13 protein-coding genes are annotated in these 14,997 nt (G+C 61.8%); 1 reads left to right on the forward strand and 12 read right to left on the reverse strand.

Translation table 11 applies throughout. The features are described 5' to 3' along the window. Positions 1-5: 5 nt before the first annotated feature. Together ACKJSM_RS24175 and argH are read right to left on the reverse strand one after the other, a co-directional pair. Positions 6-884 carry an amino acid ABC transporter permease gene (locus tag ACKJSM_RS24175; RefSeq protein ID WP_410239077.1) on the reverse strand — a complete coding sequence of 293 codons (879 nt, stop codon included), beginning with the start codon at positions 882-884 and terminating at the stop codon, positions 6-8. 61 nt (positions 885-945) lie between these two features. After that, a complete protein-coding gene (gene argH, locus ACKJSM_RS24180; RefSeq protein ID WP_410239078.1) occupies positions 946-2,373 on the reverse strand; it encodes an argininosuccinate lyase in 1,428 nt (475 codons plus the stop codon). Between the two features lie 308 nt (positions 2,374-2,681). On the opposite strand from argH, the gene ACKJSM_RS24185 reads away from it, so the two are divergent. Then, positions 2,682-3,647, forward strand: coding sequence for a LysR family transcriptional regulator (locus ACKJSM_RS24185; RefSeq protein WP_410239079.1), 966 nt, complete (start codon positions 2,682-2,684; stop codon positions 3,645-3,647). Here the strand turns inward: ACKJSM_RS24185 and ACKJSM_RS24190 are convergent. From ACKJSM_RS24190 to arnB, 10 genes are read right to left on the reverse strand one after another with little or no spacing between them, the layout of a single operon-like run. Then, positions 3,631-4,158 (reverse strand): GNAT family N-acetyltransferase, encoded by a 528-nt coding sequence (locus ACKJSM_RS24190; RefSeq protein WP_410239080.1) that lies wholly within the window; start codon positions 4,156-4,158, stop codon positions 3,631-3,633. The genes ACKJSM_RS24185 and ACKJSM_RS24190 overlap by 17 nt on opposite strands. A 36-nt stretch (positions 4,159-4,194) precedes the next feature. Next, positions 4,195-5,814, reverse strand: a complete 1,620-nt coding sequence (locus ACKJSM_RS24195) for an ArnT family glycosyltransferase (protein ID WP_410239081.1) — start codon at positions 5,812-5,814, stop codon at positions 4,195-4,197. Then, the gene (locus ACKJSM_RS24200) at positions 5,787-7,166 is read right to left on the reverse strand and encodes a UDP-glucose dehydrogenase family protein (RefSeq protein ID WP_410239082.1); all 1,380 of its coding nucleotides are present in this window, start codon (positions 7,164-7,166) and stop codon (positions 5,787-5,789) included. The genes ACKJSM_RS24195 and ACKJSM_RS24200 overlap by 28 nt, the downstream gene beginning before the upstream one ends. After that, positions 7,163-7,567 carry a 4-amino-4-deoxy-L-arabinose-phosphoundecaprenol flippase subunit ArnF gene (gene arnF / locus ACKJSM_RS24205; protein WP_410239083.1) on the reverse strand — a complete coding sequence of 135 codons (405 nt, stop codon included), beginning with the start codon at positions 7,565-7,567 and terminating at the stop codon, positions 7,163-7,165. The genes ACKJSM_RS24200 and arnF overlap by 4 nt, the downstream gene beginning before the upstream one ends. Beyond that, positions 7,564-7,908, reverse strand: a complete 345-nt coding sequence (gene arnE / locus ACKJSM_RS24210) for a 4-amino-4-deoxy-L-arabinose-phosphoundecaprenol flippase subunit ArnE (protein ID WP_410239084.1) — start codon at positions 7,906-7,908, stop codon at positions 7,564-7,566. The genes arnF and arnE overlap by 4 nt, the downstream gene beginning before the upstream one ends. Beyond that, positions 7,905-9,542 carry a lipid IV(A) 4-amino-4-deoxy-L-arabinosyltransferase gene (gene arnT / locus ACKJSM_RS24215; RefSeq protein ID WP_410239085.1) on the reverse strand — a complete coding sequence of 546 codons (1,638 nt, stop codon included), beginning with the start codon at positions 9,540-9,542 and terminating at the stop codon, positions 7,905-7,907. The genes arnE and arnT overlap by 4 nt, the downstream gene beginning before the upstream one ends. Beyond that, positions 9,539-10,423 (reverse strand): 4-deoxy-4-formamido-L-arabinose-phosphoundecaprenol deformylase, encoded by an 885-nt coding sequence (gene arnD, locus ACKJSM_RS24220; protein WP_410239086.1) that lies wholly within the window; start codon positions 10,421-10,423, stop codon positions 9,539-9,541. Before arnD ends, arnT begins: the two co-directional genes overlap by 4 nt. Then, complete coding sequence (gene arnA, locus ACKJSM_RS24225) at positions 10,423-12,429, reverse strand: bifunctional UDP-4-amino-4-deoxy-L-arabinose formyltransferase/UDP-glucuronic acid oxidase ArnA (protein WP_410239087.1); 2,007 nt, start codon at positions 12,427-12,429, stop codon at positions 10,423-10,425. Before arnA ends, arnD begins: the two co-directional genes overlap by 1 nt. Beyond that, positions 12,426-13,448, reverse strand: a complete 1,023-nt coding sequence (gene arnC / locus ACKJSM_RS24230) for an undecaprenyl-phosphate 4-deoxy-4-formamido-L-arabinose transferase (protein ID WP_410239088.1) — start codon at positions 13,446-13,448, stop codon at positions 12,426-12,428. Before arnC ends, arnA begins: the two co-directional genes overlap by 4 nt. Further along, complete coding sequence (gene arnB, locus ACKJSM_RS24235) at positions 13,445-14,593, reverse strand: UDP-4-amino-4-deoxy-L-arabinose aminotransferase (protein ID WP_410239089.1); 1,149 nt, start codon at positions 14,591-14,593, stop codon at positions 13,445-13,447. The genes arnC and arnB overlap by 4 nt, the downstream gene beginning before the upstream one ends. Positions 14,594-14,997 lie beyond the last annotated feature (404 nt).

Here is a 14,997-nt window from a genome sequence, read left to right on the forward strand (position 1 = left end):
ATTCCTCAAGAACGCTTGCCGGCGCCGCGAGCGAAACGACGCTCCAGACGGCTTTGACCAAAGGACAGGACGGTGACGGTGGCCAGGTACCAGATACCGGCGACGATCAGCAGCTCCATGACCCGGGCGTTGGCGTAGTAAATGTTCTGGGCGTTGTAGAGCAGTTCCGAGTATTGGATGACGCTCGCCAGCGAGGTCATTTTCACCATGCCGATGAACTCGTTGCCCACCGGCGGAATGATGATCCGCATGGCCTGGGGCAGGATGATCCGGCGCAGCGCCTGCAGGCGCGGCATGCCGATCGACTTGGCGGCTTCGTACTGGCCGGTGTCCACCGACAGCAGGCCGGCGCGTACCACTTCAGCGGTGTAGGCGCCCTGGTTGATGCTCAAGCCGAGGAGGGCGGCCACGAACGGGGTCATCAGGCTCACGGTGTCGAGCTGGAACAGGCCGGGAATACCGATGGTGGGGAAGATCAGCGCCAGGTTGAACCACAACAGCAGTTGCAGAATCAGCGGCGTACCGCGAAACAGCCAGGTGTAGGTCAGCGCCACGTAGCGCAGGATCGGGTTGGCCGACATGCGCATGATCGCCGTGATCACCCCGAACACGATGCCCAGCGCCATCGCCAGCACGGCCATGACGATCGTGTTGAACAGGCCCCACATGATCGCTTGGGAGGTCAGGAACTGGCCGATGTACGACCATTCGATCTTGCCTTCGGCGAAGGCCCGTACCAGACCGATGATCGCGATGACGATCAGGGTGGCGAAGAAGATCCGCCCGTAATAGCGCCGTGGCACGTGCTGGTACTGGGTAATGTCGAACTGGTTTTCCGCCAGTTTGCGCTCCGCCTGGAGTCGTTCTGCCTGAGTCTGGCTCATGGTGTTTCTCCGTACACTGTACTTTTCGATCAACCCCCTCCCGGTGGGAGGGGGACCCGGCTTAGAGGCGGAAGCCCTGGTAGTTTTCGGTCCACTGTTGCTGCGCGGCGAGGGCGGTTTTCAGTCGGCCGATCTGCTCGCGCACCTGTTGCGGCGCGGTGCCGCCCCAACCGCTGCGGGCAGCGATGGCGGCTTCCAGGGTCAGGCTGTCACGCACGTCTGCCGTCAGGCGCGGGTCGATTTCGGCCAGCAGCGCCGGCGAGGCTTCCCACAGTTCGATGCCGTGTTTCTCGCAGGCCTGCACCAGCGCACCGGTGATTTCGTGGGCTTCCTTGAACGGCACGCCGCGCACCGCCAGCCAGTCGGCGACTTCGGTGGCGAGGGTGAAACCCAGTGGCGCCTGACGCCGCAATTCCTCGACGTTGACGGACATGGTCGCGACCATCCCGGCCATCGCCGGCAGCACCAGCAGCAGGGTGTCGACGCTGTCGAGCACGCCGTTCTTGTCTTCGCTCAGGTCGCGGTTGTACGACAGCGGCAGGGATTTGAGCGTCGACAGCAGACCGGTCAGGTTGCCGATCAGGCGCCCAGCCTTGCCCCGGGCCAGTTCGGCGATGTCGGGGTTTTTCTTCTGCGGCATGATTGAACTGCCGGTGGCGTAGGCGTCGTCCAGATCGACCCAGCGGAACTGGCGCGACGACCACAGGCAGAACTCTTCGGCCAGACGCGAGATGTTGATCCCGAGCATGCTGGCGATGAACAGGAATTCGGCGACGTGGTCGCGGCTGGCCACGGCGTCGATGGAGTTTTCGCAGACCCCGGCATAACCCATCTCTTTGGCCGACTGCTGCGGCTGGCGAGCGATGGCGGAACCGGCCATGGCTGCGGCACCGAGGGGCGACAGCGAAGTGCGCGCGTCCCAGTCCACCAGGCGTTGCACGTCACGCACCATCGATTGCGCGTGGGCCAGCAGGTGGTGGGCGAACACAATCGGTTGCGCTTGCTGCAAGTGGGTGAAGCCCGGGCAGATGCTCTCGACATGCTGCTCGGCCTGATCCACCAGCGCCGTTTGCAGGGCCAGCACTTCCACGGCCAACGTGCGAACGTGATCACGCAGGAACAGGCGCAGGTCGTTGGCGGTCTGGTCGTTGCGCGAACGGCCGGCGCGCAGCTTGCCGCCCAGAGCGCCGAGGCGTTCGGTCAGCAGGCGCTCGATAAAGGTGTGAACGTCTTCGTCGTCCAGGGTCGGGGCGATGCGCCCGGCTGCGAAATCGGCACCGATGCCGTCCAGGGCTTCGATCATCGTGCGGGTTTCCTGCTCGTCGAGCAGGCCGGCACGTTGCAGTTCCCCGGCGTGGGCCTTGGAGCCGGCCAGATCGTACGGCGTCAGGCGGAAATAGCGCTCGGGGCAACGGGACAGGGCCGCCAGGGCTGCGGACGGGCCGCTTTTGAAACGGGCACCCCATAGACGGTCGGTGGTTTGAGACATTTGTTGTTTTCCTCGTCGGTAACGCGAACTGAAATCGGTGTGCATGGCCCTGAAAATCGCGCTGGCTATTCAGCGAACAGCAGCAGACAGAATCAGGCCAAAGCAGTTTTCAAGAGGGCAGTTGCAAAGAGACAAGAGCTGATCGAAGTGTCAGCTTTTAATGTTTGGCGATCAGTGAGTTGGCACTGATGTTCGAGATTTTTTGGCGGTTGCCAAGGCCTGTTTTCTGTGGTCATTATTATTAGTCGGCGATGTTTTTGTTGTTGGACACAGATTGTTGAACATTGCGCCAGAGGTAAATCAGCATTATGGAAACCCCACTTTCCAATTCCGGAAACCCACCGGTCAAAACCGCTCACCGGGCACCTTTGGCCCTCAGCGGACTGGACTTCAAACTGCTCAAGGTGTTCAAGGCGGTGGTCGAGGCCGGTGGCTTCAGCGCGGCGCAAAACGAGCTGAACGTGGGCCTGGCCGCCATCAGCAAACAGATTTCAGACCTGGAAATCCGCATCGGCATGCGCCTGTGTACCCGGGGGCGCGAAGGGTTTCACCTGACCGAAGAAGGGCGTCTGGTGTATCAGGCGTCGATTGATCTGTTTGCCTCGGTTGACAACTTTCGCGATCGGCTTAGTTCGGCACAGAATGAACTTATCGGCGATCTCGGAGTGGGGGTGATCGATAATACGATCAGTGACGATAATTCCCCGTTAGTTGCTGCGCTTAGAACGATAAATGAACACTCGCCGAAAGTAAGGTTTCAACTTCAGGCGACCCAGTTGGATGAGGTGGAAAGAGGCGTAGTTGAAGGGCGCTTAGTGGCCGGAATAGTCCCGGTTTATCAAAAGCGCGAAGAGTTCGATTATTACCCGCTCTATGAAGAACGCTCGCAGGCCTACTGCGCCGTCGGCCACCCGTTGTTCGACATGCCGGCGGAGCAAATGGGCGGCAACGTGCTGCAGGATTACGAGTGCATCAACCACCGCTACGCGATCCATCGCGACAAGCTCAACTTCGCCCGCTACGACAGTTTTTCCGCCTCGGCGACCCAGGTCGAAGCGGTGGCATTGCTGATCAAGACCGGGCGTTTCGTGGGCTTTCTGCCGCAGCATTACGCCGCCACACTGGTGGCCGCCGGGCAGTTTCGCGCGGTGTGCCCGGAGCTGATCCACTTCGTCACGCCGTTCAATCTGATCCTGCGACACAACACCGTGCGCAGTCCGTTGGTCAAGGCGTTTGCCCAGGCGCTGGGGGTTGATCTCAAGGCGACGGCGTGAGCATCAGGCGCAAGGCGCAACGTCGCTCGCCGGGCAATCCGTGAGCGATTTCATCGCGCAATACTTGGTTCAGACGCGCATCGGTGTCCTTGGCGTTCAATCGCGCAAAACCCATGCGTTGATAGAACGGCGCATTCCACGGCAGATCGCGAAAGGTCGTCAGCGTCACTGCGCGAAGTTGCCAAAGACGCGCCTGTTCAATCGCCGCCAACAGTAACTTGCGACCGACGCCCCGGCCCTGAAAGTGTTGGCTGACGGACAGTTCCTCAATGTGCAACTGATGGTCGACCGTCACCGCCCTTAAAAAACCTGCAAGTTGCCCGTCGTTGTTTTGCGCCACCCACAGTTCGCCCCGCTCAATAGCCGGTAAATGCGCCGAGGCCTTCGGCACATCGGCATCTGCCAACCAGGCCAGTGACGGGTCAAGGCGAAACAACTCGGCGGCCGAACGCTCAATGGCGGGAAGGGCGATGGCATCGGCTGCCAGGGCCTGTCGCACGGTAAAGGTCATCAGTCAGCGGTCCCTGTGGAAATCACGCCGCGCAGGTTAAGGCGCCAGCCACAGCAACACATAATCGTTTTTGTCGAAACGCCCGCTCAGCACCGGTCGCAGCGCCCCAAGCGGCGTGCCTTGCAGGGCTTGATAGTCGCTGTGATCCATCATCAGCCACGCCGGCCCCTTGAGTGCTTCGAGCGCTTGCGTGGTTTCAGTGAACAGCGGTTGCAGATCCTGCTCGACGTTGACCATGAACTTGATTGCCTTGGCGTCCTTGCCCATGCCGTGCAGCACCAGCGGCGCGGGTTGCTCGTGGATCCGCACCATGGCCGCCTGGCTGAAGGATCGCGTGTCATACAGCTGGCGCTCCACCGGCTCGAACACCAGCGCGTACGCCGACCAGACCGCCAGAACAGCGCTGAACGCGAGGACTTCGGTTCGCCAGCGCGGCAGCCACAAGCGCGACAACGCGGCTACTTGCAGCAATCCCAGCACGATCATTACCGACGTCAGGCCGGTCAACGACTCGGGAAACCGTCGCTTCGCCACCCATAACAGGACGATCAGCAACGCGGGAATCAACAACCACAATCCCTGCATGGCGACGCGCAGCCAGGCAAACACCCGGCCGTGCAACACCTGAAACGGATACGCCGCAATGATCGCCGCCATGGGCAGCATCGGCAGCAGGTAACGGGCCTTTTTCGCCTGTGGAATCGACAGCCCGAGCATCACGATCAACCCCGCAGCGGCGCAATACTGCACCAGTCGCAAAGCCGGGCCGCGTTGCCGGGGCTTGCTCAACCATGCCGCTGCCAGTGCCAGCAAGGCCAGCGGATACGCCAGCGCGTAGTTGCCCAGTGAGCTGGTGAAGTAATACAGCGAACCGCTGATGCCTTCGCTGCCGTCCATGCGCCCCATGAACTGCATACGGATCACGTCCTGACGAAACGCCGGCCCACCGCTGACCTCCGCCAGCCACAACAACAGCCCGACGCAGGCCGCCAGCAGCAGCGAAGCCAGCACCCCGAAGAGCAACAGGCGTGACCATTGGCGATCCAGCAGGTAATAGCTGCACAGCATGCCGGTCGGCACCACCAGCCCGATCGGCCCGCGAATACCGAACCCCAGCAGTAACAGAATGAACACCAGCGGCCAGCGCCGACCGGCAGCGAAATGATCGTGGGCATAGCCGAGGTAGAACACCGAAAACGCGACTGCGGCGAGCATCAGGTCCTGCGACACCGCGCGCGTTTCGGTGATGAAGGTGCTGGTGAGCATCAGCAAGGCGATGCTGACCACCGCCCAGCGCACGGACGAGGGCGCGAGCAAGCGATACATCAACGTCACGATCACCGCGCCGGCAACCGCGCTCGGCAGCCACGCTGTCAGGCTGTTGACCGTGCCGAACGGCAACGACAGCAGCCAGATGAACAACGTCGAGAGCGCCGAATAGTCGGCGTACGGCTCACCATAGGTGGTGGGAAATACACTGGGCCCGTGGCGCAGCATTTCCTGGGCGAACAACACGAAGCGCGAGTCGAAACCGATAGGCGCCTGCCCGTACACGCCGGCGATGAACAGCACAAACGCGAGCAGCCCTGCGATCAGGGACTGCCGGCGAATGGTACAGGACAACTTGATCAAGCCACGTCCGAGGCGTGCGGCCATTGCTGCAACGGAATCGGCAAGGTACGCGATTCGCCACGGCCCATCGGGAAGTAATGGAAACCCTTACGGGCCAGGCGTTCAGCGTCGTACAGGTTGCGACCGTCGAAGATCACCGGGGCCTTGAGGCGTTGCTGGATCAGGTCGAAGTCCGGCGCCTTGAACTGCTGCCATTCGGTGCAGATGATCAGTGCATCGGAACCGGCGAGCACCGATTCCGGGGTGCCCATCAGCATCAGTTTTGTTTCGTCCGGGTACAAATGCTGGGTTTCCTGCATGGCTTCCGGGTCGAACGCCTGTACATTGGCGCCGGCGGCCCACAACGACTCGAGCAGGACACGGCTCGGCGCGTCGCGCATGTCGTCAGTGTTCGGTTTGAAGGCCAGTCCCCAGACGGCGAAGGTCTTGCCGCGCAACTCGCCCTTGTAGAACGCGTTGATCCGTTCGAACAGCTTGTGTTTCTGCCGCTGGTTGATCGCTTCCACCGCTTGCAGCAGATCGCTGGAGCAGTGCGCCTCTTCGGCGCTGTGGATCAGCGCGCGCATGTCTTTGGGGAAGCACGAACCGCCGTAACCGCAACCGGGGTAGATGAAGTGGTAGCCGATGCGGCTGTCGGCGCCGATGCCCTGGCGCACCGATTCGATGTCCGCGCCCAGGTGCTCGGCCAGTTCGGCGATCTGGTTGATGAAGCTGATCTTGGTCGCCAGCATGCAGTTGGCGGCGTACTTGGTCAGTTCGGCGCTGCGCAGGTCCATGAACATGATGCGGTCGTGGTTGCGGTTGAACGGCGAGTACAGGTCACGCATCACGTCGCGCACTTCTTCGCGCTCGCAACCGATGACGATCCGGTCCGGCCGGCGGCAGTCGGCGACCGCTGAACCTTCCTTGAGAAATTCCGGGTTGGAGACGATATCGAACTGCAACAGGCGCCCAGCCTTGAGCAGCGCTTTGTCCAGGTGCGTGCGCAAGGTGTCGCCGGTGCCCACGGGTACGGTGGATTTCTCCACCAGAATCAGCGGCTGTTCACGGTGCCGGGCCACCGCGTCACCCACCGACAGCACGTAACGCAGGTCCGCCGAGCCGTCTTCTTTGGACGGGGTGCCAACGGCAATGAACGCGACCTTGCCATGCTGCACCGCGAGTTTTTCGTCGCAGGTGAATTGCAGGCGTCCGGCGTCCAGGCCTTCGCGGACCAGACTGGCCAGCCCCGGCTCGAAGATGCTGACGTGACCCTGGCGCAGCAGTTCGACTTTTTTCTCGTCGATGTCCATGCACACCACGTCATGGCCGACTTCGGCCAGCACGGCGGCCTGCACCAGGCCGACATAACCGCTACCAAACACTGTGATTTTCATGGCGAACTCCTCAACTCAGGCGCACGGGCCGGACGGGTGTTGATGGTGATGACCCCGAGCATGACCAGCGCCACGCCCAGTGATTTAGAGAAACTGAAGGATTCGTTGAACAGCGGCAGGCTGGCCGCCAGCAGGTACACCAGCGCATAGCTGATGCTCAGCAGCGAATAGGCCCGGCCCAGCGGCAGATCGCGCAGGGTGGCGAGCCAGCAGAGCATTGACAGGGCGTAGGCGAAGATCGCCGCCAGCACCACGACCAGCGCGACTGAGTCGACAGCGGGCAGGGCCAGCCACTGATCCGGGCGAGGCAGGCGCGTCATGCTCCAGCGCATGCTCAGTTGCGCCACGCTGACCAGCAGCACGCTGGCCAGGGCGAAGAAGATTCCACGACGCGAGTTCATGACTGTTGCCCCAACAGCGCCACGCCACCGATTACCAGCACCACACCGAACCAGTGCTGAGCGTCGACGGGCTCCCTGAATACGAAGCGAGCGATCAGGGTGATGATCACGAAATTGAGGCTGAGCATCGGATAGGCGATGCTGACCGGCAGGCGCTGCAACACCAGCAGCCACACCAGCAGGCCCGCGCCGAGGGCGAGCAGGGCCAGCCACAGCCATGGCGAACGCACTTTGCGCGACCACGACAGGCTCGCGCCGCGCCAGCGCTCGACGGCGAATTTCTGCGCGACCTGGCCCAGGCAGGTCAGCAGGCAGGCGAACAACAGCAACCACAGGCTCATGACGCCTCCTGCGGAAGAATCATGATCACCAGATTGCCTTGCTCATAACGAACGCCGTCCTTGGGCAGTCTGTCGAGTTCGTCCAGTTCGTCTTGCCCCTTGATCCGCATCACCACGCCGACCGAACCGGTCTTGCGGGCTTCGCGCATCCACTGTTGCACCTGATCGGGATCGACCCGTTGTCGAATGCCGTCAGGATAGGCAAGCCCATATTTCAATTCGCCTATCGTGTTGTACATCGCCACTTGGGGGCGTTTGACCCGCCAGGACAGGGCCGACGCGGCCCCCAGGTCGTTGCTCAAGAGGTGCGTGGTGCTCCCCAGTTCCGCTTGATGGGCGAGGACGAACTGATCGGGCATCTTGTTGGCGACCACCGATTTGGGCATTGCCGCCGGCAGCAAGGCGATCAGCAGCAGGCTGCCCACCGCCGGCGCCGCCCAGCACTGCAACGGGCGGAACGCTTGCAGCAGGTTGCTGATGATCCAGCCGGTCAGTGCGATGAACACCAGCACCAGACTGTGCAATTCGTGGTCGTACAGCGGACGCTTGAGCTGCACGTAGACCAGACCGACCAGCGTGACCAGTCCCAGCAACAGATTCAGCAGGCCATTGAGGCCCAGTGCTCGGCCTTGTTCCAGACGCAAGCGATCAGCCAGCGCGTGGCCCATCAGCAACGCCAGCGGCAGCAGGCACGGCAGGATGTAGGTCGGCAGCTTGCCGTTGCTCAGGCTGAAGAAAAGCAGCGGCATCAGCAGCCACAGCCCGAGAAACGCGATGCCGGTTTCGCGGCGGGTCTGCCAGGCCTGCTTGAACGCGACCGGCAACATCCCGACCCACGGCAGACTGAACGCCACCAGCAGCGGCAGATAGAACCACCACGGCGCGTCATGCTGGGCATCGTCGCCGGCAAACCGGCGGATGTGTTCGTGCCAGAAGAAGAACCGCCAGTAATCCGGTTCCTGACCGTGCACCGCCAGCACCCATGGAAGGCTGACGATGATCGCCACGGCGATGGCCACTGGGCCGTACAGCAGCAATTCCTTCCAGCGTTTCTGCCAGAGCATCCACGGCAACGCGATCAGCACCGGCAACAACCAGGCGAGAAAACCCTTGGTCATGAAGCCCATGCCGCACGCCAGGCCCAACACCGCCCAGCCGGCCAGGCGTTGGCTGTCGAGGGCGAACCACAGCGCCACCAGACTCAGGTTGACCCAAAAGGTGAATTGCGGATCGAGGTTGGCGTAACCGGCCTGGCCGGCGACGATGACGAAACTCATGTAGAGCAGGGCGCAGACGAAGCTTTTGCGCGGCTCGTTCCACAAACGTCGGGCGATGAGGAAGCACAGCAGCACGCTCAACCCGGTGCTCAGGGCCGAGGCAAACCGCACGCCGAACAGGTTCTGGCCGAACACGGCCTGGCCGAGGGCGATCATCCAGTAACCGGCTGCCGGTTTTTCGAAGTAACGCAGGTTCATGAAATGCGGCGACACCCAGTTGCCGCTCAGCAGCATTTCCTGGCTGATCTGCGCATAACGGGTTTCATCGGGAATCCACAAACCATGGCTGCCCAGCGGCAGCAGATAAGCCAGCAAAAAAATCCCCAGCAACAGCGGCAATGCCCAGCGTTTGCTCATGCGTCTTGCACTCCCAGCCAGCCTTCGCGGCCTTCGAGGGCGCCGCGTTGCACACGGCCGACGGGCAAGGTGTTGAGAAATTCGGGGAGCAAATCGCCCAAGGGCTGAAAGTGGATATGTCGCTGGCGCGCGTCGGCCAGCAGTCGACGAAAGTCTTCGGCCATCAGAATCCCTTCTACTTCGGCGTGAATGGTGTAGACGTTGAGGTTTTCAGGGCGGAACCGGTCGAGGATGAAGGCGTTGAAATCCTTCGCCGCGACACTCGGCCCGACCACTTCATCGAAAGTCGGCAGGTCCACCGGAATCTGCGGCGCACCGACCGAACCATCGGCCAGCAACGGACGGAACACCCGCTGCCCACGGCAATCGCTGTTGTAGCGAAAGCCGAAGGCCTGCTTGGCTTCGATCACACGCTCGTCCGCACGCCAACCGGCGGCGGCCGAACACGTGACCTTTTCGCCCAGGATGTCGCCCAAGGTGTCGACGCCCTGACGGATCTGCTCGACCAGTTGCGCAACGCTCCAGCGCCCGGCATTGGCCTGCCAACCGTGGTGATCCCAGGCGTGCAGGCCGACTTCGTGGCCGGCGGCCCGGGCCTGACGCATCAGGTGCCCGAGGTCACGACCGATCGGCTTGCCCGGCCACGCCGTACCGGCCAGCAGGATGTCCCAGCCGTACAGGCCGGCGGCGTTGGAGCGCAGCATCTTCCAGAGGAACTGCGGACGGATCAGGCGCCATAGATGCCGGCCCATGTTGTCCGGGCCGACACTGAAGAAAAACGTCGCTTTGATCTGCGCTTCATCGAGAATTTCCAGCAAGCGCGGCACGCCTTCGCGGGTGCCGCGAAAGGTGTCGACGTCGATGCGCAAACCGGCCTGCATCAACATGCCCCTTTATTGGAAGGCCTCTCGATTTCGAGCATCGCCTCGCGCAAGAAGAAATCCAGCGTGTTGCCGATGGTCTCGCGCATTTCCACGGTCGGCGTCCAGTCCAGCAGGCGCTTGGCATTGGCGATGCTCGGCTTGCGGTGCTCGACGTCCTGATAACCGGCACCGTAGAACGCCTTGCTTTCCACGTCGCGGAAACCGGCGAACGGCGGGAAGTTGCTGCGCAACGGGTGAGCCTCGAACTGGCGCAGCAGTTCTTCGCCCAACTGGCGAATGCTCGCTTCGTTGTCCGGGTTGCCGATGTTGATGATCTGGCCGTTGCAGACGTCGTTGTCGTTATCGATGATCCGCGCCAGTGCCTCGACACCGTCGGCAATGTCGGTGAAGCAGCGTTTCTGCGCGCCGCCGTCGAACAGACGAATCGGTGTGCCTTCCACCAGATTGAGGATCAACTGGGTGATGGCGCGGGAGCTGCCGATACGCGCCGAATCGAGGCGATCCAGCCGTGGGCCCATCCAGTTGAAGGGACGGAACAGGGTGAAGTTCAGGCCCTTGGCGCCGTAGGCCCAGATCACCCGATCCAGCAGTTGCTTGGACACCGAATAGATCCAGCGCTGCTTGTTGATCGGGCCGACAATCAGGTTCGAGCGGTCTTCGTCGAAATGTTTGTCCTGGCACATGCCATAGACTTCCGAGGTCGACGGGAAGATCACGCGCTTGTTGTACTTGACGCAGTAGCGCACCAGTTTCAGGTTTTCTTCGAAGTCGAGCTCGAACACCCGCAGCGGGTTGCGCGTGTATTCGATCGGCGTGGCGATGGCCACCAACGGCAGCACCACGTCGCATTTTTTGATGTGGTACTCGATCCACTCCGAGTGAATGCTGATGTCGCCTTCGACGAAGTGGAAACGCGGGTGGCTGCGCAGACGGTCGATGGCATCGGAGCCGATGTCCAGGCCATAGACTTCGTAGCGCTCGTCACGCAGCAGGCGCTCGGACAAATGGTTGCCGATGAAACCGTTGACGCCGAGGATCAGCACCCGTGTACGACGCGGGCCACGGCCGGATTCGGCACCGCGCAGCAGCGAACCGTCCACCAGACCCAGTTCACTGGCCAGTTGCGGGCCGCTGAGGTACAGGCCGTTGTCATTGCGCTGGCCGGCATTGATCACCAGCGAGTCTTCACCGCAGGCGATGCGCAGCGGATCGACACTGATGACCCGGCCCGGCGCCTGGCCTTCGTTGCCCTTGACCACGTCGGCGCTCCAGACGATCAGCTTGTGCTCGCCCACGGCGCAGAAGGCGCCCGGATACGGACGGGTTACGGCTCGCACCAGGTTGAACAGTTGCTCGGCCGGTTGCGCCCAGACCAGTTTGCCGTCCGCCGGGGTGCGACGACCGAACACCGTGGCTTGGGATTCGTCCTGCGGGGTTTCGGTGATCTTGCCCTGAAGCATCGCTGGCAGCGCGTCGCGCAGCAGGTCGCTGGCGGCCGTGCGCAGTTTGCCGTGCAGGCTCAGCGCGGTGTCGCTGCGTTCGATGGCTACACGTTGTTGGGCGACGATGGCGCCGGCGTCGGCGCGTTTGACCATGCGGTGCAGGGTGACACCGGTTTCGGTTTCGCCGTTGACCAGCACCCAGTTGGCCGGCGCGCGGCCACGGTAACGCGGCAACAGCGAGCCATGCAGGTTGAACGCGCCCTTTTTGGCGAGGGCCAGCAATGGCTCGCTCAGCAGATTGCGGTAGTAGAACGAGAAGAGGTAATCCGGGTCGAGCTTGGCAATCCGTTCGATCCACAGCGGATGGTTGGCGTCTTCCGGTGCATGAACCGCGATGCCTTTGTTGGCGCACAGTTGTGCAACCGAGGCGTAGAAGGTGTTCTCCTTGGGGTCATCTGCATGGGTAAACACCGCCGCAATGTCATAGCCACTGTCGAGCAGGGCTTGAATGCCGGCGCAGCCAATATCGTGGTAAGCGAAGACAACAGTTTTTGCGCTCATGAGAGAACCTGATCGGACGTGGAGTTGGAAGTGAGGCCGTCAACAGTGATGGCAGGGGCCGGCGTGGCGGGATGGCCGCGCAGGACTTTTTCAATGAAGAACCGCGGGCGGGCGCGCACATCGCTGTACATCCGGCCCAGGTATTCGCCGAGCAGGCCCATGCCGATGAATTGGCCGCCGGTGAACACGAACAGCACGGCGAACAGCACGAACAGGCCATCGCCGGCCCATCCGGCGCCAAACGCCAGGCGCATGAAGATCAGCGCCGCCGCGAACAGCACGCCGAGCCCGGCCATGGCGAAACCGACAATGCTCAGCAGGCGCAGGGGCGTGGTGGTCATGCAGGTGATCAAGTCGAACATCAGGTTGATCAGGCGCATCGGGCTGTATTTCGAATCACCGTGTTCGCGCTCGGCGTGGGCCACGGTGATTTCCGTGGTGTGGCGGGCGAAGCTGTTGGCGAGGATCGGAATGAACGTGCTGCGTTCGCGGCAGGCGAGCATCGCGTCGATGATCGTGCGGCGGTAGGCGCGCAGCATGCAGCCGTAGTCGCTCATGGCGACGCCGGTGGAGCGCTGCACGGCGAGGTTGATCAGTTTCGACGGGTAGCGGCGCAGCGCCGAATCCTGACGATTGGCGCGCACGCTGCCGACCACGTCAAAGCCTTTTTCCGCCTCGGCGACCAGCCGGGGGATTTCCTCTGGCGGGTTCTGCAGGTCGGCGTCGAGGGTGATCACCACGTCGCCCTTGCACTGTTCGAAACCGGCCATGATCGCCGCGTGCTGGCCGTAGTTGCGGTTGAGGATGACGGCCACAAACGGGCTGTCTTCGACTGACGCGGCGTCTTCGAGCAATTGCGCGGAGGTGTCGCGGCTGCCGTCGTCGACCAGCACGATTTCGTAGTCATGACGCAGTTGCTGGCAGGCGGCTTGGGTGCGGCGCAGCAGTTCCGGCAGGCTGTCTTCTTCGTTGTAGACCGGGATGACGATCGACACGCAATGAATCGGATAAGGTCTCACGGGCGTTTCCCCATCAGGTGTTCAATGGCCCCGACGACCCGGTCCAGATCCTGGTCGGTCATGTCGGGAAACAAGGGAATCGAGCACAGCCGCGCCGAGTTCCACTCGGTGTCGGGCAGGGACAGGTGCGGATCACGCTGGCGATACCAGGTGTGCAGGTGGGTGGCGATGAAGTGGATGCCGGTGCCAATGCCTTGCTCCTGCAAACCCTTCATGAAGGCTTCGCGATCCATGCCGCAGCGCTCGCTGTCGATGCGCAGGATGAACAGGTGCCAGGCGTGGGTTTGCGCGTAGGCAGGCACCGCCAGCGGTTGCACCGGCAGGCCTTCGAGTTTTTGCAGGTATTGCGTGGCCAGTTCGGTGCGACGGGCGTTGATCGCGTCCAGACGCTCCAGTTGCACCAGCGCAATCGCGGCGTTGATGTCGGCCAGGTTGTATTTGAAACCGGGCTCGATCACCTGGGCCTGGGGTTTGCGGCCATGGGTCAGGCGGTCGTACGCATCGACGCCCAGACCATGAAACTTGAGCATGCGCACGCGGTTGGCCAGGGCTTCGTCGTCGGTGACGAACATCGCGCCTTCGGCGCAGGTCATGTTCTTGATCGCGTGGAAAGAAAAGATTGCGGTGCCTTGCGAGCCGACGTGACGACCCTTGTAGCGGGTGCCAGCGGCGTGGGCGGCGTCTTCGATCACGGCGATGCCATGCTTGTCGGCCAGCGCGTAGAGCGGGTCGAGATCAAACGCGGCGCCGGCGTAATGCACCGGAATGATTGCTTTGGTGCGCGGGGTGATGGCGGCTTCGATGCGCGCGGCGTCGGTCATCAGGGTGTTGCGGTCGACATCGACGAACACCGGCGTGGCGCCGAGCAGCGAGATCATGTTGGCGGTCGACACCCAGGTCTGCGACGGGGTGATGACTTCATCGCCGGGGCCGATTCCCAACGCCAGTAACGTTACATGCATGGCACCGGTGGCCGAGGAAAGTGCCACGGCATGACGACTGCCGACGTACTGGGCAAATTGTTCTTCGAGGGCCTGGTTTTTCGGCCCGGTGGTGATCCAGCCGGAGCGCAGGACTTGCTCCACGGCGGCAATTTCTTCATCACCGATACTGGGGCGGGAGAAGGGGAGAAACGCCTGACTCATGCACACCTCATTGCAAAGAAAAAAGAAATAGATCCATTGAATGGTTGGATCCAATCAAAGCGTAGACGCGAAAAAATCCTTTGCATCAATAAGTTGCCAAGACGACATAACGTCGGGTTCGGTTGACTTTTCAGGCATTGCCCGGCAGCTTGGGCAGCGCCGGCACAGGACTCAGTGGAATTAAGGTTATGCCCGTTTTTGTGAAAGGAACATGAAAAACCGGTCGGCGAATCGTTTATCTGAAACCCATACAGCCACTGTTCAGACTTCTACCGTTTATCGCGGTTTTTAGTAGAAAAGTCCTACGGAAGTGTTCTCCTTATATTAAGAATGTTGCAGTTGTTAGTTGCTGTGTTGAACTGTTTTTACTCAAGGCCCGACGTTTGATTGACTTACCCGTTGCA

Origin of the sequence: Pseudomonas sp. PHC1, assembly GCF_046487845.1 — a bacterium.
GTDB classification, from domain to species: Bacteria; Pseudomonadota; Gammaproteobacteria; order Pseudomonadales; family Pseudomonadaceae; genus Aquipseudomonas; species Aquipseudomonas sputi.

Excerpts from the sequence above, each read along its gene's own strand:
- ACKJSM_RS24195 (WP_410239081.1), bottom strand. The coding sequence starts at position 5,814 with ATGGCCGCACGCCTCGGACGTGGCTTGATCAAGTTGTCCTGTACCATT.
- arnF (WP_410239083.1), bottom strand. The coding sequence starts at position 7,567 with ATGAACTCGCGTCGTGGAATCTTCTTCGCCCTGGCCAGCGTGCTGCTG.
- arnB (WP_410239089.1), bottom strand. The coding sequence starts at position 14,593 with ATGAGTCAGGCGTTTCTCCCCTTCTCCCGCCCCAGTATCGGTGATGAA.
- arnT (WP_410239085.1), bottom strand. The coding sequence starts at position 9,542 with ATGAGCAAACGCTGGGCATTGCCGCTGTTGCTGGGGATTTTTTTGCTG.
- arnA (WP_410239087.1), bottom strand. The coding sequence starts at position 12,429 with ATGAGCGCAAAAACTGTTGTCTTCGCTTACCACGATATTGGCTGCGCC.
- arnE (WP_410239084.1), bottom strand. The coding sequence starts at position 7,908 with ATGAGCCTGTGGTTGCTGTTGTTCGCCTGCCTGCTGACCTGCCTGGGC.
- ACKJSM_RS24190 (WP_410239080.1), bottom strand. The coding sequence starts at position 4,158 with ATGACCTTTACCGTGCGACAGGCCCTGGCAGCCGATGCCATCGCCCTT.
- arnD (WP_410239086.1), bottom strand. The coding sequence starts at position 10,423 with ATGCAGGCCGGTTTGCGCATCGACGTCGACACCTTTCGCGGCACCCGC.
- ACKJSM_RS24200 (WP_410239082.1), bottom strand. The coding sequence starts at position 7,166 with ATGAAAATCACAGTGTTTGGTAGCGGTTATGTCGGCCTGGTGCAGGCC.
- ACKJSM_RS24185 (WP_410239079.1), top strand. The coding sequence starts at position 2,682 with ATGGAAACCCCACTTTCCAATTCCGGAAACCCACCGGTCAAAACCGCT.
- ACKJSM_RS24175 (WP_410239077.1), bottom strand. The coding sequence starts at position 884 with ATGAGCCAGACTCAGGCAGAACGACTCCAGGCGGAGCGCAAACTGGCG.
- argH (WP_410239078.1), bottom strand. The coding sequence starts at position 2,373 with ATGTCTCAAACCACCGACCGTCTATGGGGTGCCCGTTTCAAAAGCGGC.